Below are 20,450 nucleotides of genomic sequence, written 5' to 3' on the forward strand. Positions count from 1 at the left end.
CCAGATATTATTTTCAAATTAACATTCATTAATATTGCAAAAATTAACTAATTATGAGAAGCGAAAAATCTAAAAAAGGAAGTAAAAACAACAAAGCAAAGAGAAATGTTCAAACAGTGGAAAAAGCCCCAGGAAGACAGTCAAAGGAAGAAATCATCAGTGAAGAAGAGCTGGAAAACAGAATAGCAATCAGTGGAGATATCCGCCTTTATCTCACCATGCATTTGAGAATCTTTATCGATGGATATTTCCACCATCCTAAGAAAAAAAAGCTGATAAATCTGGCCCAATATATCTATGACCAAAAAGTATTATACATTCACAAGCATGGCGGCTATAAGTTAATGGAACTTAGCAGTATACATGCTGAATTGGCGGCATTGAAAAAGTCTGTGGAAGAAGAATATATGAAAGAGAAAAAGGAAAAAAGAGAACAGGCTGAAAAGCTTAAAAGCAAGTACTAAGAAAAAATAATGGGACAAGTGAAATATAAGGCCTACCTTCGCCGCCGTTTTCAACCGGTCGGAAAACAACAAGAATTTCTCTCAAAAAATAGTGACGGTATGCTGTTGTCATAGCGTCACTATAATGAAAGGATAGTAACGCTATGACAACAGCATACCGTCACTATCCGACAGGGAATATTTACGTTTAAATAAAAACTTAATTTTTCAATCAAAAAACAGAAGAAAATGAGACAAAAGATCAAGAAAGGCAAGTTGGAAGCTTGCAAATTAGTATGGAAAAAACGTATTACTGCCGAAAAGGGGATTTCAGATAAATGTGCGGATAGAATTGTACAGGAGTGCATTAAACTAATAGAACACATGTTGTATGGAAATGCAATGATAGCTTTTCATAAGCAGGATGGTACGTTCTGCCTGGAAAGAGGAACACTGGTGGGATATGAAAAATTCTTTCATAGAGAATTTAATATCACAGCACAACAAGAGTCTATTATCTATTGGAGTGAAGAACAAAAAGGATGGAGAAGATTCATGATCGGAAATCTGATGGAATGGAAAGCTATTGTATAGTTTATAATAAAAAATACTGAATAATGAATATGATTAATAAAGGGATACCTTACTTCCCGACACCGGCAAACTTTTTTGACGAAGAAGTGATGGAATTATTAGAAGCTAAATTCGGAGTGTTAGCTTCTTACATGGTCATGCGGTTACTTTGCAAAATCTATAAAGAGGGATATTACATCTCTTGGGGGAAAGAACAAAATCTAATTTTCGTCCGCAAAGTAGGTGGCGGGATCAAAGAGGACATGATGGAAAAGATTGTCGATCTGTTATTGGAAAAAGGATTTTTCCATAAAGAAACCTACGAGAAACACGGTATACTCACTTCGGAACAGATTCAAAGAGTGTGGTTCGAAGCTACGACACGAAGAAAAATAGATTTCTCACAACTACCTTATTTATTAGAGACCAAACAGAGAAAAAGGATACACAAGGATGAGTTGAACAAGGAAAATGCTAACATTTTTCCAACTCAAGAGGAGGTGAGTTCAGAAAATGCAGACATTTCTCGACAAACTAAACTAAAGGAAACTAAACTAAATACTGAAGAAGAAGAAATAAGCGATGCTTCGTTTGAAATTCCGGGGTATGCATACAATCAGGCCACACACAACATGAACGGACTGATAGAAAGTCTGGAACGCCACAAAGTGACTAATTTGAAGGAGAGGCAGACAATTCTCCGGTTATCAGACTATGGCAGGAAAGGCACCCAAGTATGGAAACTACTCTCCAATACGGCCTGGAGCAAAATCGGAGCACCGGGGAAATATATCATTGCAGCACTGGCCAGCGGACGGAAATAAACCGACTGATTAAAAGCTGATAAAAAAGGTACGAAAAATCTGTGCTTTTCACAAATTCTTCGTACCTTTACGCTCCGGTAAAACAAGTTCTATCCACATAAAAGATAACAAAATGGAAAACAGAAGTTTAGTAACCATTGCCGAACATTCTAAAGAAAAAATCCTCTACATGCTCGAAATGGCGAAGCAGTTTGAAATGAACCCCAATCGCCGGTTATTACAAGGAAAGGTAGTAGCAACCCTGTTCTTCGAACCTTCCACCCGTACCCGCTTGAGTTTTGAAACAGCTGCCAACCGTCTCGGTGCACGAGTAATCGGATTCTCTGACCCCAAGGCCACCAGCTCTTCCAAAGGGGAAACACTTAAAGACACGATCATGATGGTGAGTAACTATGCAGATATTATCGTCATGCGACATTATCTCGAAGGAGCTGCACGGTATGCCAGCGAAGTAGCCCCGGTGCCCATTGTCAATGCAGGTGACGGAGCTAACCAGCACCCGTCACAGACGATGCTCGATCTTTACTCTATCTACAAGACGCAAGGAACGCTGGAAAATCTGAATATTTTCCTGGTGGGTGACTTGAAATACGGCCGCACCGTACATTCCTTGCTGATGGCAATGCGACACTTTAATCCGACTTTCCATTTTATCGCTCCCGAAGAATTGAAAATGCCGGAAGAATACAAACTTTACTGCAAAACGCACCAAATAAAATACGTTGAACATACAGACTTTTCCGAAGAGATTATCGCCGACGCCGATATTCTGTATATGACCCGTGTACAACGCGAACGTTTCACCGACCTGATGGAATATGAACGGGTGAAGAATGTATATATTCTCCGTAACAAAATGTTGGAAAACACACGTCCGAACCTGCGTATCCTGCACCCGCTTCCCCGTGTCAACGAAATTGCTTACGATGTGGATGACAACCCGAAAGCATATTATTTCCAACAGGCACAAAACGGTCTGTATGCCCGCGAAGCAATCCTTTGCGATGTATTAGGTATCACATTAGAGGACGTTAAAAACGATATTTTATTATGAGCGAAAATAAACAAGCATTGCAAGTAGCTGCCCTGAAAAACGGAACAGTGATTGACCATATCCCATCTGAAAAGCTCTTCACCGTAGTGCAACTGCTCGGCGTAGAACAAATGACAAGCAATATCACGATCGGATTCAACCTCGACAGCAAAAAACTAGGCAAAAAAGGGATCATCAAAATTGCAGATAAATTCTTTTGTGACGAAGAAATCAACCGTATTTCGGTAGTAGCACCGCACGTCAAACTGAACATTATCCGCGATTACGAGGTAGTAGAAAAGAAAGAGGTAAAAATGCCGGATGAGCTTCGTGGCATCGTGAAATGTGCCAATCCGAAATGTATTACCAACAATGAACCGATGAGCACCATCTTTCATGTGATAGATAAGGATTATTGCATCGTGAAATGCCATTATTGCGAAAAAGAACAGAAACGAGAAGAGATAACAATCCTCTAACTTCAGCTCACCACAGATTACACGGATTCACACAGATTTTTATTTTATGGAATAATAATATCTATATCTGTGTTAATCTGTGTAATCTGTGGTGAAAAAAATGACAACTATGAAACAGGACTGGAAACCAGGAACGATGATTTATCCGCTGCCGGCTGTACTAGTCAGTTGCGGAAAAGAGGAAAGCGAATATAATATGTTCACAGTAGCATGGACGGGTACGATTTGCACGAATCCGCCCATGTGTTATATATCCGTACGTCCGGAACGCCATTCATACGATATAATCAAAAAGAACATGGAGTTTGTCATCAACCTGACAACCAAAGACATGGCTTTTGCCACCGACTGGTGCGGAGTTCGTTCGGGACGTGATTATCATAAATTCGAAGAGATGAAACTGACACCCGGACAGTGTACGGTAGTCAGTGCCCCGCTGATTGAAGAATCACCTCTTTGCATTGAATGTCGTGTAAAAGAAATCATCTCTCTTGGTTCACATGATATGTTTATTGCCGACGTGGTAAATGTGCGTGCCGACGAACGGAACCTGAACCCCGAAACCGGAAAGCTGGAACTGGCGGAAGCTAATCCGCTGGTATATGTGCACGGAGGATATTACAATTTGGGAGAGAAAATCGGTAAGTTCGGTTGGAGTGTAGAAAAGAAAAAATCATAAAAGGAACAATACTGTCATGGATATGCTGCGTAAATTCATTCTTCTTGGTTTATTAGTTGCAGCCGGCAGCCCGGTTGTCGGACAGAATTATAACGCAGACAGAGTAGACCGTCCCAACACAAAAAAAATAAATATCGGTATCAAAGCGGGCTTCAACTCTTCCATGTTCATGGTGTCTGAACTGAAAATTAAAGATGTAACTATCGATGAGGTGCAGAATAACTACAAGATAGGTTATTTTGGTGCTCTCTTCATGCGCATCAATATGAAAAAACATTTCATCCAGCCTGAAGTGTCGTATAATGTAAGCAAATGTGAGATTACTTTCGACAAACTCGGTTCCCAGCATCCTGCCATCGAGCCTGATTACGCTTCGGTGCAATCGGTGTTGCACAGTGTCGATTTTCCCGTTCTATATGGATATAACGTAGTGAAAAAAGGACCATACGGAATGTCTATCTTCGCAGGTCCCAAGCTTCGCTACCTATGGGGAAAGCACAATGAAATCACTTTTAAGAATTTCGACCAAAAGGGTATTCACGAAAAGTTGTATCCGTTCAATGTCAGCGCAGTGATTGGCGTAGGTGTCAACATCTCACGTATCTTCTTCGATTTCCGCTACGAACAAGGTATAGGAAACATCTCCAAGTCTATCATTTATGACAATATCAACTCCGACGGCAGTACGGGTGTGAGCAACATTATTTTCCGTCGCCGTGACAGCGCGTTAAGTTTTTCATTGGGATTCATTCTTTAAGAATAAAATATCATTAAATCCCGCTTTTTACTAACATTTTTCTTGCTGTTCCTTCATTCTTTATTTATTTTCATTAACTTTGTGCGCTTAAAATAGGTATCTCGAATTAGAAATTTAATCTTACTTATAAAAGAATGAAAAGAGACGACATCATTTTCGACATCATCGAAAAAGAGCATCAACGTCAGTTGAAAGGAATCGAGCTGATTGCATCAGAAAACTTTGTGAGTGACCAGGTAATGCAGGCAATGGGTTCTTGCCTGACTAACAAGTACGCAGAAGGTTATCCCGGCAAACGTTACTACGGAGGTTGCGAAGTAGTAGACCAAAGCGAACAAATCGCTATCGACCGCCTGAAAGAAATTTTCGGCGCTGAATGGGCAAACGTACAGCCACACTCGGGAGCACAAGCTAATGCTGCTGTTTTCCTTGCTGTTCTGAATCCGGGCGACAAATTCATGGGATTAAATCTGGCACACGGCGGACACCTGTCTCACGGTTCATTAGTGAACACTTCCGGTATCATCTATACTCCTTGCGAATATAACTTGAATCAGGAAACAGGACGCGTTGATTACGACCAGATGGAAGAAGTCGCTCTTCGTGAGAAACCAAAAATGATTATCGGTGGTGGTTCTGCATACTCTCGTGAATGGGATTACAAACGTATGCGTGAAATCGCTGACAAAGTAGGCGCTATCCTGATGATCGACATGGCTCATCCTGCTGGTCTGATCGCTGCCGGAGTGCTCGAAAATCCGGTTAAATATGCACATATCGTCACTTCTACTACACATAAAACACTTCGCGGACCTCGTGGTGGTGTCATCATGATGGGTAAAGACTTCCCCAATCCATGGGGTAAGAAAACTCCGAAAGGTGAGATCAAGATGATGTCTCAATTACTGGATTCTGCCGTTTTCCCGGGTATCCAAGGCGGACCGTTGGAACATGTAATTGCTGCTAAAGCAGTTGCTTTCGGTGAAATCCTGCAACCTGAATTTAAGGAATATGCTAAACAAGTACAGAAAAATGCTGCCGTACTTGCACAGGCTTTGATCGACCGTGGCTTTACCATCGTTTCCGGTGGTACAGACAACCACTCTATGTTGGTCGACCTGCGTAGCAAATATCCTGATCTGACAGGTAAAGTGGCAGAAAAAGCATTGGTTTCTGCTGATATTACCGTTAACAAGAACATGGTTCCGTTCGACAGCCGTTCGGCTTTCCAGACTTCCGGTATCCGTTTAGGTACTCCTGCTATCACAACTCGTGGTGCAAAAGAAGACTTGATGCTCGAAATTGCAGAAATGATCGAGACTGTATTGTCTAACGTAGAAAATGAGGAAGTTATTGCACAAGTACGTGCACGCGTCAATGAGACAATGAAAAAATATCCTCTTTTCGCTTACTAAAACACAATTTTAAAGCTAGTAATTGTAAACTGTTATTAGCTTAATTCCCATTTAAGGTCTGCTCTTTACGAAAGGAGCAGGCCTTTTTTTTATTTATTAACGGTCCCGTTCGAACCATCTTTTCGGAATTTCGTTTTTCTTACTATAAAAGAAATATATGATGTCATATATCACCCACAACAAGTACGAATTCAACCGTCCAGTGTGCATGAAGAGAAAAGAGAAGCACACTGGACTCTATATACAGTCATCCCCGTCTTTCCACATTCATTTTATAGGGAAAGACGGGGATTTATTTTTACCGGCATAGCGCCAGAACAAGTGTTCTTTAAGTGTATATCAGCTCAATCCTTCTATTTCTCCATCCACAATATCGATATGCAATGCTTGCGGTTCTTTAGGTAATCCCGGCATACGAAGAATTTCTCCGGCAATGGCTACAATCATTTCAGCTCCGTTATTGATTACAATATCTTTAATATGGAACTCGAAGTTGTTCACCGCACCATAAATCTTAGGGTCGGCAGAGAATGAATACTGTGTTTTAGCAATACAAACCGGGTAATGAGTGATGCCCATTTTCTCGATCAGTTTGATACGGTTGCGTGCAATACTGCTGTAAGTAATTACACTGGCTCCGTAAATATTAGTAGCCACCTTTTCAATCTTCTGCTGTATATTATCTTCTTCCTTATATGTATAACGCAAAGGTTCGGACGGATTATTTTCGATTGTATCTACCACCAGGCGGGCCATGTCTACTGCCCCCTCTCCTCCTTCACTGAACGCATTGTTGATAGCAAAACCGACTCCCAACAGTTCGCAATGCTCACGCAGCAATTCCATTTCTTCATCGGTGTCAGACGCAAACTTATTGAAAGCTACGATAACCGTCTGACCGAATGAACGAAGATTACGAACATGTTTGTCCAGATTACGCAATCCTTCTTTCAGTCCTTCCATATTCGGTTCTTTGATACGGTCGAGACTGACACCTCCGTGCATCTTCAATCCTTGTGCCGTAGCGACAATCACCGTGAGACGCGGTTGGAGTCCACTCTTGCGGCACTTGATATTGTAGAACTTCTCCGCACCAAGATCAGCACCAAATCCGGCTTCTGTGATTACATAATCGCCGAAAGACATTGCCAATTTAGTGGCCAGAATAGAGTTACAACCATGCGCAATATTAGCGAACGGACCGCCGTGTACAAAAGCAGCGGTTCCTTCGGTAGTTTGCACCAGATTAGGATGGATGGCATCTTTCAGCAACACAGTGATAGCTCCTGCCACTCCCAGATCTTTTACAGTAAAAGGCTGGTCATCATAAGTGAAGCCCAACAGGATGTTTTCGATACGACGACGCAAATCACTCACATCTTTGGAAAGGCAAAGGATCGCCATAATCTCCGAAGCTGGAGTTATATCGAAACCGGACTCTTGGGTAATCCCGTTGGATTTAGGTCCAAGACCGACAACGATGCTGCGCAACGAACGGTCATTCACATCAAGCACTCTCCGCCAAAGAATTTCTTTCAATCCGAAACCTTTTGCCTGGTTCTGATAAAGATAATTGTCGAGCAATGCCGAAATCATGTTATGGGCAGAGGTGATGGCGTGAAAATCCCCCGTAAAATGAAGGTTAATCTTATCCATCGGAAGCACTTGTGCATATCCTCCACCGGCCGCTCCTCCCTTCATTCCGAAACAAGGACCGAGAGACGGTTCGCGAAGAGCGACAATCGCATTCTTTCCAATTTTATTCAGTCCCAAAGCAAGACCGATAGATACGGTAGTTTTGCCAATGCCCGCTTTGGTTGCCGTGATAGCAGTGACCAGGATGAGATTGCTTTTCTTCACTTTCTCTTCATCAATCAGTTGTTCAGGGATCTTTGCGATGTAGCGGCCATAATTCTCCACTTCCTCGCGAGGAATTCCGACACCTTCGGCAACTTGCTTAATCTTCTTCAGCTCAATGCTGCGAGCAATTTCTATGTCTGATTTCATACAGAATATGATTAGTTTTATTTTTGAAAGAACAAAAGTATAACAAAAAAGCGAAATAGAGAAATTTAAAGTTCATCGGATATTTATATATCTATTTATCATAAACACTATAAACTCTTTTCACGCAATAACTGTTGTAAATGACATAACCTAAAACAACAACTTAATTATGGAATGGATTATTAATCAACTAAGGGTACACCCTGAACTTGCTATTTTCCTGACGCTCTTTGCCGGATTCTGGCTGGGCAGACTCAAAATAGGGAAATTCTCATTGGGGACAGTCACCAGTGTTCTGCTGGTCGGAGTGTTGGTCGGGCAACTGAATATCACTGTGGATGGCCCGATGAAAGCTGTGTTCTTTCTGCTTTTCCTGTTTGCCGTCGGCTATAAGGTAGGTCCGCAGTTTTTCCGCGGATTGAAAAAGGATGGGCTGCCACAGGTGGGATTCGCTGTACTGATGTGTATTGTCAGCCTGGTAGCACCGTGGATACTCGCCAAAATCATGGGATACCATGTAGGGGAAGCTGCCGGACTTTTGGCAGGCTCACAGACCATATCCGCCGTGATCGGCGTAGCAAGCGATACAATCAACCAATTGGGAATCAGCGACGCACAAAAAGCAACATTCATCAATGCGATTCCAGTAGCTTACGCTGTAACATATATCTTCGGTACAGCCGGTTCTGCATGGATTCTGGCTTCCCTCGGCCCTAAAATGCTGGGCGGACTGGATAAGGTGAAAGCCGACTGCAAAGAACTGGAGGCTCAAATGGGAACATCGGAAGCTGATGAACCCGGATTTTCCCCGGCTCTTCGTCCGGTGGTATTCCGTGCCTATAAAATCACCAATGAATGGTTCGGCAAAGGAAAGAAAGTCAGTGAACTCGAAACATATTTATGCAAGAATGATAAACGGCTGTTTGTAGAGCGGATTCGTCAAAGAGGAGTGGTGAAAGATGTTGATCCGAACCTGATTCTTCGCAAAAATGACGAAGTGGTACTAAGCGGACGCCGTGAGTTTGTAATCGGAGAAGAAGACTGGATCGGTCCGGAAGTGATCGACGCACAATTATTGGATTTTCCGGCGGAAACTCTTCCCGTAATGGTGACTCACCGGACGTTTGCCGGGGAAACGGTTGTCAAAATCCGGGCACAGAAATTTATGCACGGAGTCAGTATCCGTAACATCAAGCGTGCCGGAATCAATGTTCCGGTATTATCCAAAACAGTTGTGGATTCGGGAGATATTCTCGAGCTCACCGGTCTTAAACATGAAGTGGAAGGCGCTGCCAAACAAATGGGTTACATTGACCGTCCGACCAATCAGACGGATATGATTTTCGTCGGCCTGGGCATTTTGCTCGGTGGTCTTTTCGGTGCACTGGCTATCCATCTGGGAGGTGTTCCTATCAGTCTTTCTACCAGTGGCGGCGCATTGATTGCCGGACTTCTGTTCGGTTGGTTACGCAGCAAGCATCCTACTTTCGGAGGTATCCCCGAACCCTCTTTATGGGTATTGAATAATGTAGGGCTGAATATGTTTATCGCAGTGGTCGGCATTGCTGCAGGCCCCAGTTTTATAGCCGGATTCAAGGAAGTCGGAGTCAGTCTGTTTATTGTCGGTGCACTGGCAACTGCCATCCCTCTTCTCGCAGGATTGCTGATGGCGAGATACCTGTTCAAATTCCACCCTGCCCTTTCATTGGGATGCACGGCAGGAGCACGTACCACAACAGCGGCACTGGGAGCTATTCAGGATGCAGTGGAAAGTGATACACCTGCATTAGGGTATACAGTGACGTATGCAGTCGGCAATACGCTACTGATTATCTGGGGAGTCGTCATCGTGTTGCTTATGTAAAACTATATAAATAAATATCATTATGGAAAAGAAAACAAATAACCCTGCCATTACGAAAAGTTATGCCAAGAAAATGGAAACGATCAGCCCGTTCGAGCTGAAAAACAAACTGATCGATATGGCAGATGAAAGTATCAAGAAAATAGCACATACCATGCTGAATGCGGGAAGAGGTAATCCGAACTGGATTGCTACCGAACCACGCGAAGCATTTTTTCTGTTGGGACAATTCGGACTTTGCGAATGTCGCCATGCGTTTTCACTGGAAGAAGGAATAGCAGGTATTCCGCAAAAGGCTGGAATAGCCGCCCGTTTCGAGGCTTTCCTGAAAGAGAATGAAAAAGCTCCGGGGGCTAATCTGCTGAAAGAGGGCTACAATTATATGTTGATGGAGCATGCTGCCGATCCGGATACGCTGATTCACGAATGGGCGGAATCGGTCATCGGCGACCAGTATCCTGTGCCCGACCGTATTTTACATTTTACAGAGTTAATCGTGCAGGATTACTTGGCACAAGAGATGTGTGACCGCCGTCCACCGAAAGGGACTTTTGACCTTTTCGCCACCGAAGGAGGTACGGCAGCCATGTGTTATCTGTTCGATTCTTTGCAAGAGAATTTCCTGTTGAATCAGGGAGATGCCATTGCTTTGATGATTCCCGTGTTCACTCCTTATATAGAAATCCCGGAATTGCGACGCTATCAGTTTGACGTTACCGAAATTTCCGCCGACCAGATGACTCCTGACGGATTGCACACCTGGCAGTATAAGGATGAAGATATAGACAAGTTGAAAGACCCGCGGATCAAAGCGTTATTTATCACCAATCCGAGTAATCCGCCCAGTTACGCACTTAGCAGGGAGACTACCGAACGTATCATCAACATTGTGAAGAATGACAATCCGAACCTGATGATTATTACGGATGATGTGTATGGAACGTTTATCCCTCATTTCCGTTCATTGATGGCAGAATTGCCACACAATACGCTTTGCGTTTATTCGTTCTCCAAATATTTCGGAGCTACGGGATGGAGAACCGCAGTGATTGCTTTACACGAAGACAACATCTACGACAAAATGATTGCCCGCCTGTCGGAGGAGCAGAAATCAATATTGAACAAACGTTATTCCAGTCTTAGCCTGCAACCGGAAAAGATGAAATTTATCGACCGCATGGTGGCTGACAGCCGGCAGATTGCGCTGAATCATACCGCAGGGCTTTCTCTGCCCCAACAAATGCAAATGAGTTTGTTTGCCATCTTCTCGCTTCTGGATAAAGAAGACAGTTATAAAACCAAGATGCAGGAAATTATTCATCGCCGCCTGCATGCGTTGTGGGATAACACAGGGTTCACACTGGTAGAGGATCCGCTGCGTGCCGGGTATTATTCGGAGATTGATATGCTGGTATGGGCGAAGAAATTCTACGGAGATGACTTCGTTGCTTATCTGCAAAAGACATACAATCCGCTGGATGTGGTTTTCCGTCTGGCAAACGAAACTTCACTCGTACTGTTGAATGGCGGTGGCTTTGCCGGACCGAAATGGAGCGTGCGTGTGTCACTAGCTAATCTGAATGAAGCCGATTATGTGAAAATCGGGCAAAGCATCAAGTGTGTGTTGGAAGAATATGCCCAAACATGGAAAGCATCAAAATAATTAACTGATTAGACGATTTACGATCGTATGATTGAGGATAGTAACCTCAATCGTACATTGTAAATCGCCTAATCGTAAATAACTGAAAAGATAGTTTTTTTCTAAGAAAACATAACGGAAGCGAATAGTCAGGTTGAAAATCTCTATCTTTGTGGTAAATCAACCTTTACGAAGATGAAAAAACTGATTCTATTTCTTTCGCTGATATTATCGGTCGGTTTTGCATCCGCACAGTCGGAAATTCCTTCCGATAGTATTCGTCGTGCTCCATCCACCAATATTAAAGAGTTTGGTGGCTTTCTGCTGGATATGGGGTTAATGAATGTAGCGACTCCCGAACTTCCCAAGTTTAATTTAGAGATGCCTAATATGACGAAAGATTATAATCAGCTCTTTCGTTTAAATACAGACGTTACTTATTCGCAAGGATTCACTGACTCTTTTTCTTCGTCTTCTTTCTCTGGTTTTTCTGGCTTTGGCTACGGATATGGTTGGGGATTGTCCTCTTCTCCACAGTTTATACAGATGGGGTCTTTCAAACTGAAAAACGGAATGAGAATCAATACCTACGGAGATTATGATAAGGATGGCTGGCGGGTGCCTAACCGCAGCGCTATGCCTTGGGAAAGAAATAATTTCCGGGGAGCATTCGAACTGAAATCGGCAAATGGTAATTTCGGAATACGAATCGAAGTACAACAAGGACGAAACGCGCCTTATTAAATAAGGTACTTCAATATACAACCCCGGAAGTCTGAAATAAAACCAAGTAGTCCTATAGATTAGATCAGACAGTCCGGAATTAAATTAAGTAAGTTCGGCACAGAATTAGGAAAGCTCGAAGGCCTTATCTGCCGCACTTATTGCGTTGGCAATACGATCACACCATGAATCAAATTCCGGATCGGGTATTTGTGATTCCGGATGGGAAAGCATATAGTGTACGGCTTGTCGTAATCCGTCTGCCATGGAAGTATTGCATATAAAATCAGGAACCAACCGCTTTATCTTCGAGTTATCAAAGACTACCGTAGCTGCTTTATCTCCTAACAGTTCACCTCTGAAATCATAATGATCGCTATGCTTGGCAAGGAAATCGGAGGCTACGTGTAATGCATTCAGAGGTTTACCCAACGCGTCGGCAATGGTTTGATAAATCTGATTCCAGGTCATGCTTTCATCGATAGTGATATGAAAAGCGTTCCCAATGGCATGAGGGTTCGCCATCAGTCCTACATAACCTTTGGCAAAATCTTTAGAGTGAGTCAATGTCCACAAAGAAGAACCGTCGCCGGGGATAATAACAGGTTTACCTTCAAGGATTCGTTTTAGGATCTGCCAGTTTCCCTTATCGCCATGTACAGATACGGGAGGTTTTGTTCCGTTGTAGGTATGGCTGGGACGAACGATTGTAACGGGGAAACCGTTTGTGCGATAGGCTGCCATCAGCACTTCTTCCGCTTCTATCTTGTTACGGGAATACTGCCAATAGGGATTGACCAAAGGGGTGCTTTCGGTTATGCGGTAATCGGCCAATGGCTTTTGGTAGGCAGAGGCACTGCTGATAAAGATATATTGCCGCGTTTTATTCTGGAACAGGCGGATATCACGCTTCACGTCTTCTGCCGTATATCCGATGAACTGCGCAACCACATCGTAATGTTCGGACACGATGGCTTTTGCCACAGCTTCTTCATCATTAATATCCGCAATGATACTGTGAATTCCCTCCGGCATCTTTTTCGAACCACGATTTAGGAGAGTAATCTCCCACCCTTTTTGTTGCGCCAATGCCACTACATCTGTACTAATCGTACCTGTTCCTCCAATAAATAATGCTTTCATAAAACCTGTTTTTTATATTCTCCGGAACAAATATATCAATTCCATCACTTACTTCCAGCAATCATTGCCATTTATTTTTCTGCCCGAAAGTTTATGTAGTATACAGATTACTGATTCTTATACCCATATTACTGATTTGCTGAATGAAATTAAAAAGATACCTTCAAATGTTTTATCTTTGTATCAGATTAATAACAGAAGCATATGGATGAAATAACAAAAATTGAAACCGTCGATCAGTATGACCAATTGTTTGGACTGGAAACATTGCACCCTTTGGTGAATGTAATCGACTTCTCAAAAGCCACCAGGTCAGTTGAATATATCCGTATGAATATCGGATTCTACTGCTTGTTCCTGAAGGATGCAAAATGTGGCGACCTCACTTATGGACGTAAGAATTACGATTATCAGGAAGGAACGGTTGTTTGTATGGCACCGGGACAAGTGAGCGGAATAGACAACCGCAACAGGCCTGCTCCCCGCACCAAGTCAATCGGCGTTTTGTTTCATCCCGATTTAATCCGCGGAACTTCATTAGGACAGCATATCAAGAACTATACTTTTTTCTCTTACGAGGTAAATGAAGCATTGCATCTTTCAGACCAGGAAAGAGAAATCGTAACTGATTGCATACATAAAATCAGGATCGAGCTGGAACACCCTATCGACAAACACAGCAAGCAACTCATCGTGCGAAACATCGAACTGCTGCTGGATTACTGTATGCGTTTCTACGAACGGCAGTTTATTACACGTAATCAGGCGAACAAAGATATTATCGTAAAATTCGAGCAATTGCTGGACGAATACTTCCAGAATCAGGTGGCAATAACCGAAGGACTGCCATCCGTGAAATATTTTGCAGACAAGGCATGTCTCTCTCCTAATTATTTCGGAGACTTGATAAAGAAGGAAACAGGAAAAACTGCACAGGAATATATCCAGTGCCGGATTATCGAACTGGCAAAAGAAAGAATACTGGAAGGTGTTCAAACTGTCAGCCAGGTGGCTTATGAACTGGGATTTCAATATCCACAACACTTCAGCCGATTGTTTAAAAAGCATGTCGGTTGCACCCCGAACGAATATAAACAAAGAAACTAAGCATTTTTTAGCTACAGGAGTCTCAACATCATGGGAGATAAAGTACTCAAAATAGGAACCGTGCATCAATGCAATTGTTGTCTGGGAAGCAAAACACTACATCCACTAGTGAGTGTCATTGATCTCTCAAAGGCTGACTTGTCGCCTCATACGGACATCAAGTTCGACTTTTATACGATTCTATTGAGTGAGTGTAAATGTGAGGCCTATGTGTATGGTCACCAGTATTATGATTTCTCGGACGGTACTTTGATCTGCCTGACTCCCGGAGAGTCTATCAGCATGAAAGAAAAGAATAAAAGATTTCCTTCCAAAGGATGGATATTGGCTTTTCATCCCGATCTGATTTGTGGTACTCCGCTCGGGCTTAATATAGATAACTATACTTTCTTCTCTTATCAGCCTGAAGAGGCACTGCATATATCATTGCGCGAGAAACAGATCATTCTGGAATTTATGGACAGAATCAACCAGGAACTCGAACGTTGTATTGATCGCCACAGCAAAAAAATAGTTTCCAAATATATAGAGCTATTGCTGGATTACTGTGTACGTTTCTACGAACGCCAATTCATTACACGTAACGAAGTGAATAAAAAGATTATCAAGCAATTTGATAAAATCATAAATAACCATTTCGAAACGAAGCCGGTACCGGGTGTCGATGTGCTTTCAAATGAGTATTGCGCTAACGTGCTTCATTTATCTCCTGAATATTTCAACGACTTGCTGAAGCACGAAACGGGGAAATCTTTTAAAGAATACATCGAGTTCAAACGTTTCGAGATTGCCAAAGACTGGTTGCTGAATACTGATAAAACAGTTAATCAGATAACACGAGAACTGGGTTTCCAGAATCCGCAGTATTTCAGCCGGCTATTCAAGAAAGTTACCGGTTGCTCTCCGAATGATTTCAGAGTACCTAACTAGAAATGAAATCTAAAAGGATTGGAGGACGATAAAGCAACAAAAAAGTCTTAATAAAATTTGAATTGAAATATCCAATTCTTAATCTATGTTATGAAACATACTTTTTTGCTTGGATTATTTGCTAATTTCCCAAGAGTCCGTATCTTTGCAATGTGTTTTTCATAGTATTAGATTTAAGGTTAACAAAGGTTGGAGCAAGGCGTTGCTCCTTTTTTTATGTCCATACGTCAACTCTCCTCTTTAACTTCCTAAGTTACCATTTCCCGGACAGCTGTTCTTTCTTATGAATGACGGTATTGGAATTACGCTATTTTTCAGTAACTTTGCAAAGAGAGATGTATCAATTATGTCCCGGTAAAGCAAATCAAAAAGTTCTCTTTTTACGTTATATATAAAAAGAAAATTTAATCCTTAGTAGAATAATGGAAACAATGCAACAATATTATCGTCTGATGAAATCAATCCTCTTCGTATTATTTCTTTCTTTCGGCATGATTTCGTGTGAGAAAGAAGATCCGGTTTCTACATCTCCCAACACAAGGCAGACGGACAACACTGATCCGACAGATCCTGATCCTACCGACCCGGTGGTTCGTTCGGATAATGAACAAACTGTATTTATGTATCTGCCTTGGTCGACTGACCTGACTTCCTTTTTCTATCAAAATATTGCTGATCTGAAAAGTATTATCGGACAGAATATATTGAAAAACGAGCGGGTTCTCGTATTTATGTGCACAACGGCTACAAAAGCCACTCTCTATGAGCTTTCTTACGAAAAAGGCGCAGCTGTGCAGAAGGCTTTAAAAAGCTATAATTATCCGACTCCCAGCTATACAACGGCCGAGGGTATCACTTCTATCCTGAATGATGTACAGACCTACTCTCCCGCCAAACGATATGCAATGATTATCGGATGCCACGGGATGGGATGGATCCCCGTATCAAGAACGCAATCACGCAGTAGCCTGCAAACAGTTAAAAAACATTGGGAATATGGGAATACACCTATGACACGTCTCTTCGGAGGCAGAGAATCCAAGTATCAGACAGATATTACTACACTTGCCGAAGGAATATCGAGCGCAGGATTGAAAATGGAGTATATCCTTTTCGACGACTGCTATATGTCGACAGTAGAGGTTGCTTATGACCTTAAAAACGTAACAAGTCACCTGATAGCATCCACAAGTGAAATCATGGCTTATGGCATGCCATACGACAAGATCGGCCAGTACTTAATCGGAAACATAGATTATGAAAAGATTTGTGATGGTTTTTATTCTTTTTATTCAAATTATGTCACTCCCTGCGGAACAATCAGTGTCACAGATTGCTCGGAAGTGGATAATCTGGCGGCCATTATGAAAGAAATAAATCAACGTTATACGTTTAACGAAGAATTAATTTCTTCTTTGCAGAGTTTAGACGGATATAAACCTTCCATATTCTTTGATTGTGGTGATTATGTTGCAAAGCTATGCTCCGATCCTGATTTATTGGAGCAATTCAACGAACAACTGAAACGCACAGTTCCATATAAAAGGAATACGGAGTATTATTTTACAGCAATATCCTCCTATTATGGAGAACGAAAAAAAATCAATACTTTCTCCGGTATCACTATTTCTGATCCAAGCACTAGTGCAGCTGCTTTGAAAAAGAACGAAACAGCGTGGTATGTTGCCACTCATTAAGGCTACTAAAAGAAATAGTACGATAATGGAGCTTTACTCTTGTCTGTGATCGGTCAAATCTCTTAATAAAAATAGATTCGAGAATACAAATTCTTAATCAATGTTATAAAACATACTTTTTTTCTTGGATTATTTGCTAATTTCCCAAGAGTCCGTATCTTTGCAATGTGTTTTTCATAGTATTAGATTTAAGGTTAACAAAGGTTGGAGCAAGGCGTTGCTCCTTTTTTTATGCCTATACTCCAAATTGCCTTTGTTTTCCTCTTCTTGGTACATCTGTCGATCACCCTTTAATAACTGCCATTGGAGCAAGTTCCACCAATGGTTTCACCAAATCCCGCTCATTCGCTATCACTTGCGCAATATCTTTATAAGCTCCCGGCGCTTCATCCAGTTCATCCTGCGAACGGAGTCCGTGAATGATTCCTTGCTGGTTCATTCGCTCTTTCTCTTCATCCAGTGACAAACGGCGACAGGCATCTTTTCTTCCCATCAATCGGCCGGCACCATGCGAACAGCTTTTGAAGCTCTCCGGATTACCCAGTCCTTCAACGATATAGGATTTAGTACCCATAGATCCGGGGATAATACCAATCTCACCTTCATAGGCACGCGTAGCTCCTTTTCGGTGCACAATCACATCCTGATCGAAATGGTTCTCCCAGGCTGCATAGTTGTGGGCAATATTAATCATAGGCTCAAAGTCCGTTTCAGGTTTCACTGCCTGGATGGCTTCACAGATACGGGTCATCATCAACTGACGGTTGGCAAAGGCAAAGGCCACACAGTAATTCATTTCACGGAAATAATCCTTTGCCATCTGCGTCTCCATTGGCAGGTAAGCCAGTCCCGATACCATTTCAGAATACCATTTCTCATTCCAATATTGCGCAATCTTATTATAGTGATTGGCAACCTTCAAACCAATGTTACGGCTTCCGGAGTGAATCATCACCCACACATCAGACGTTTCGGTATCTTTCTGAATCTCAATAAAGTGGTTTCCTCCTCCCAAGGTTCCTATCTGCTTCAAACAAGCCTCGTACTGATTCTTCAATATAGGCATCTCCTCAAGGTCGAATCCTTGTGGAAGTAACTCCTGATCTTGCTTTTTAGTATGATGATCGAATCCCAAGGGAATGGCCGCACGAATCTTCGACATGATGGAAGTCAAATCCGTATAACTAAAATCTTCCGCTTTTCGATTGGTCTTAATCGCACACATTCCACAACCGATATCCACTCCCACAGCATTGGGAACAATCACACCCTTCGTAGCCAACACACCGCCAATTGGCATTCCTTTTCCCGCATGGGCATCAGGCATGATGGCAATATGTTTAAACGCAAAAGGAAGTGAAGTTAAATCCATAATCTGCGACATACAAGAGTCTTCTACTTCATTCAACCAAAGCTTAGCGGGCAAACGTGTTCCCATAATTACTTTTTCCATACTTCTTTTCTTTTATCCATTCATATAAATCTCGTTATCGGGAGCAAAGTAAGATGGGAAGTACGAAATCTATTTGCGCAATGGATATTATTTTCTATTTTTGTAGAAATATATGCAAAAAAGTCGTGTCTCCGCAATGATTGTATCATCAAAAAGTCCGGATATGGCGCCTTGATATCTATAACACTATATATAATAGAACCTAATGAAGAAGATATTGATTATCGGCGCCAATGGATTCACCGGACGCCAAATATTAAATGATTTGTCTGTTCATGCACAATATAAGGTAACGGGGTGCTCTCTGCATCCGGATATTTCTCCGAATGATGCAGGGAAATATCGTTTCATTGAAACAGATATACGGAATGAAGCGGACATTAAGCGTCTTTTTGAGGAGGTTCAGCCTGATGTGGTCATTAATTGTTCCGCCCTGTCCGTACCGGATTATTGCGAGACGCATCATGAAGAGGCTTATCTTACCAATGTGACCGCAGTGAGCCAACTGGCTGTTTTTTGCGAAGAATATAAAAGCCGGTTCATTCATCTATCGACGGATTTTGTTTTCGATGGAAAGATGTTTGTTTTCGATGAAAAGATAAATGAAGATGCCGGACTGTTGTACACAGAAGAAGACATCCCCGCTCCCGTCAACTATTACGGATATACCAAGTGGAAAGGAGAAGAGAAAGTGGCAGAAACTTGCAGCAGTTTTGCCATTGTCCGTGTAGCAATCGTTTATGGCAGAGCGCTGCCGGGACAACACGGTAATATCGTCCAGTTGGTAATGAACCGTTTGAAAGCCGGGCAAGAAATCCGTGTCGTATCCGATCAATGGAGGACACCGACTTATGTTGGAGACGTATCGGATGGTGTACAGCGTTTGATAGCACATACAACGAACGGTATCTTTCACATTTGCGGAGATGAGTGTATGAGCATTGCGGAGATTGCTTATCAGGTAGCAGATTATATGGGACTGGATCACTCTCTTATCCATCCTGTCACGACAGAGGAAATGAATGAAACCACTCCCCGTCCTCGTTTTAGCGGAATGAGTATCGATAAAGCACGAACAATGCTTGGATACGAGCCACAGAAGCTAAAAGAAGTTCTTGCGAACTGGGAACATTTATAAGGAAGAGGACAGATTACCAATTATTCAAGGATTATCCATCATTTTACGTAAACAGAAAACTACAAGAGGAATTCTGTGGTTTCTATTTATATAATAAGAGAGTCCTCAAATGGTGAACAGTGGCTATTTACACAAAATGCGGGATAGTGCCCAAATTGAAGACAGTGGTAGAATTGGAAACAATACTACTTTTTACAACAATCTATTTCATTCCGAATAATTCTTTCGCTTCATTTATTGCATATTTATTTTGAAAATATGCAATAAGTTATTATCTTTGCACCAAAATCAAAAAAGACCAATGATGAATCAAACATTACAACTACATAACGCTAATCTTTTTCTTGCAGGAATACCGACTTTCTGTAAGTCTTGCTGCGTGCATGTACATTGGTTCAGTGGATTCATCTAAATTACCCTATTATTTCTTAACAGGAACTATCTGCTGACTTGTTTCACTATTCACAGCAGTATTCCTTTCCGATTTTCAAGCAGATGTATCATCTTCTTTGAAAATTCTCTTGTGTGTTGTCAATAATCAGT

Annotated in this window: 18 protein-coding genes; 15 read left to right on the top strand and 3 right to left on the bottom strand. The window is 42.0% G+C overall.

Features of this window, described 5'->3' with window-relative positions; genetic code table 11:
- Nucleotides 1–53: 53 nt before the first annotated feature.
- The 8 genes from KFO40_RS10925 to glyA all read left to right on the top strand — a co-directional run bounded on the left by KFO40_RS10925 (nt 54) and on the right by glyA (nt 6,203).
- Nucleotides 54–464 (top strand): DUF4119 family protein, encoded by a 411-nt coding sequence (locus tag KFO40_RS10925; RefSeq protein ID WP_004315279.1) that lies wholly within the window; start codon nt 54–56, stop codon nt 462–464.
- Nucleotides 465–692: 228 nt separating this feature from the next.
- Nucleotides 693–1,037 carry an SH3 beta-barrel fold-containing protein gene (locus KFO40_RS10930; protein WP_151935176.1) on the top strand — a complete coding sequence of 115 codons (345 nt, stop codon included), beginning with the start codon at nt 693–695 and terminating at the stop codon, nt 1,035–1,037.
- 23 nt (nt 1,038–1,060) lie between these two features.
- Nucleotides 1,061–1,840, top strand: a complete 780-nt coding sequence (locus KFO40_RS10935) for a DUF4373 domain-containing protein (protein ID WP_008022568.1) — start codon at nt 1,061–1,063, stop codon at nt 1,838–1,840.
- A gap of 112 nt (nt 1,841–1,952) precedes the next feature.
- A complete protein-coding gene (gene pyrB / locus KFO40_RS10940; RefSeq protein ID WP_009039538.1) occupies nt 1,953–2,894 on the top strand; it encodes an aspartate carbamoyltransferase in 942 nt (313 codons plus the stop codon).
- Nucleotides 2,891–3,352 carry an aspartate carbamoyltransferase regulatory subunit gene (gene pyrI, locus KFO40_RS10945; RefSeq protein WP_211146356.1) on the top strand — a complete coding sequence of 154 codons (462 nt, stop codon included), beginning with the start codon at nt 2,891–2,893 and terminating at the stop codon, nt 3,350–3,352. Before pyrB ends, pyrI begins: the two co-directional genes overlap by 4 nt.
- Before the next feature lie 109 nt (nt 3,353–3,461).
- Nucleotides 3,462–4,031 (top strand): flavin reductase family protein, encoded by a 570-nt coding sequence (locus tag KFO40_RS10950; RefSeq protein WP_004303449.1) that lies wholly within the window; start codon nt 3,462–3,464, stop codon nt 4,029–4,031.
- A 16-nt stretch (nt 4,032–4,047) separates the two neighbouring features.
- The gene (locus KFO40_RS10955; protein WP_087321158.1) at nt 4,048–4,788 is read left to right on the top strand and encodes a porin family protein; all 741 of its coding nucleotides are present in this window, start codon (nt 4,048–4,050) and stop codon (nt 4,786–4,788) included.
- Between the two features lie 134 nt (nt 4,789–4,922).
- Nucleotides 4,923–6,203 (top strand): serine hydroxymethyltransferase, encoded by a 1,281-nt coding sequence (gene glyA / locus KFO40_RS10960; protein ID WP_004303451.1) that lies wholly within the window; start codon nt 4,923–4,925, stop codon nt 6,201–6,203.
- Between the two features lie 339 nt (nt 6,204–6,542).
- Here the strand turns inward: glyA and KFO40_RS10965 are convergent, their stop codons facing one another.
- Nucleotides 6,543–8,210, bottom strand: coding sequence for a formate--tetrahydrofolate ligase (locus KFO40_RS10965; protein WP_087318111.1), 1,668 nt, complete (start codon nt 8,208–8,210; stop codon nt 6,543–6,545).
- A 169-nt stretch (nt 8,211–8,379) separates the two neighbouring features.
- Between KFO40_RS10965 and aspT the strand changes: the two genes are divergently transcribed.
- The 3 genes from aspT to KFO40_RS10980 all read left to right on the top strand — a co-directional run bounded on the left by aspT (nt 8,380) and on the right by KFO40_RS10980 (nt 12,460).
- On the top strand, nt 8,380–10,074 hold the full coding sequence (aspT, locus tag KFO40_RS10970) for an aspartate-alanine antiporter (protein ID WP_211146357.1): 1,695 nt from the start codon (nt 8,380–8,382) through the stop codon (nt 10,072–10,074).
- A 22-nt stretch (nt 10,075–10,096) separates the two neighbouring features.
- Nucleotides 10,097–11,737 carry an aspartate 4-decarboxylase gene (gene aspD, locus KFO40_RS10975; RefSeq protein WP_008640015.1) on the top strand — a complete coding sequence of 547 codons (1,641 nt, stop codon included), beginning with the start codon at nt 10,097–10,099 and terminating at the stop codon, nt 11,735–11,737.
- 174 nt (nt 11,738–11,911) lie between these two features.
- On the top strand, nt 11,912–12,460 hold the full coding sequence (locus KFO40_RS10980) for a hypothetical protein (protein ID WP_008640013.1): 549 nt from the start codon (nt 11,912–11,914) through the stop codon (nt 12,458–12,460).
- Between the two features lie 105 nt (nt 12,461–12,565).
- Here KFO40_RS10980 and KFO40_RS10985 read toward each other — a convergent pair whose 3' ends face one another.
- Nucleotides 12,566–13,582, bottom strand: coding sequence for an SDR family oxidoreductase (locus tag KFO40_RS10985; protein WP_087318113.1), 1,017 nt, complete (start codon nt 13,580–13,582; stop codon nt 12,566–12,568).
- 204 nt (nt 13,583–13,786) lie between these two features.
- On the opposite strand from KFO40_RS10985, the gene KFO40_RS10990 reads away from it, so the two are divergent.
- From KFO40_RS10990 to KFO40_RS11000, 3 genes are all read left to right on the top strand, one after another.
- Nucleotides 13,787–14,689, top strand: coding sequence for a helix-turn-helix domain-containing protein (locus KFO40_RS10990; RefSeq protein ID WP_008022585.1), 903 nt, complete (start codon nt 13,787–13,789; stop codon nt 14,687–14,689).
- Nucleotides 14,690–14,719: 30 nt separating this feature from the next.
- Nucleotides 14,720–15,619 (top strand): helix-turn-helix domain-containing protein, encoded by a 900-nt coding sequence (locus KFO40_RS10995; RefSeq protein WP_008022588.1) that lies wholly within the window; start codon nt 14,720–14,722, stop codon nt 15,617–15,619.
- Nucleotides 15,620–16,041: 422 nt separating this feature from the next.
- On the top strand, nt 16,042–17,316 hold the full coding sequence (locus KFO40_RS11000; protein ID WP_211146358.1) for a clostripain-related cysteine peptidase: 1,275 nt from the start codon (nt 16,042–16,044) through the stop codon (nt 17,314–17,316).
- Nucleotides 17,317–17,599: 283 nt separating this feature from the next.
- On the opposite strand, the gene KFO40_RS11005 is transcribed toward KFO40_RS11000, so the two are convergent.
- Complete coding sequence (locus KFO40_RS11005) at nt 17,600–18,769, bottom strand: RtcB family protein (RefSeq protein ID WP_008022591.1); 1,170 nt, start codon at nt 18,767–18,769, stop codon at nt 17,600–17,602.
- A gap of 205 nt (nt 18,770–18,974) precedes the next feature.
- On the opposite strand from KFO40_RS11005, the gene KFO40_RS11010 reads away from it, so the two are divergent.
- Nucleotides 18,975–19,907 carry an SDR family oxidoreductase gene (locus KFO40_RS11010; RefSeq protein ID WP_211146359.1) on the top strand — a complete coding sequence of 311 codons (933 nt, stop codon included), beginning with the start codon at nt 18,975–18,977 and terminating at the stop codon, nt 19,905–19,907.
- Nucleotides 19,908–20,450 lie beyond the last annotated feature (543 nt).

The organism is Bacteroides sp. 1001302B_160321_D4, assembly GCF_015667765.1.
Taxonomy (GTDB): domain Bacteria; phylum Bacteroidota; class Bacteroidia; order Bacteroidales; family Bacteroidaceae; genus Bacteroides; species Bacteroides xylanisolvens.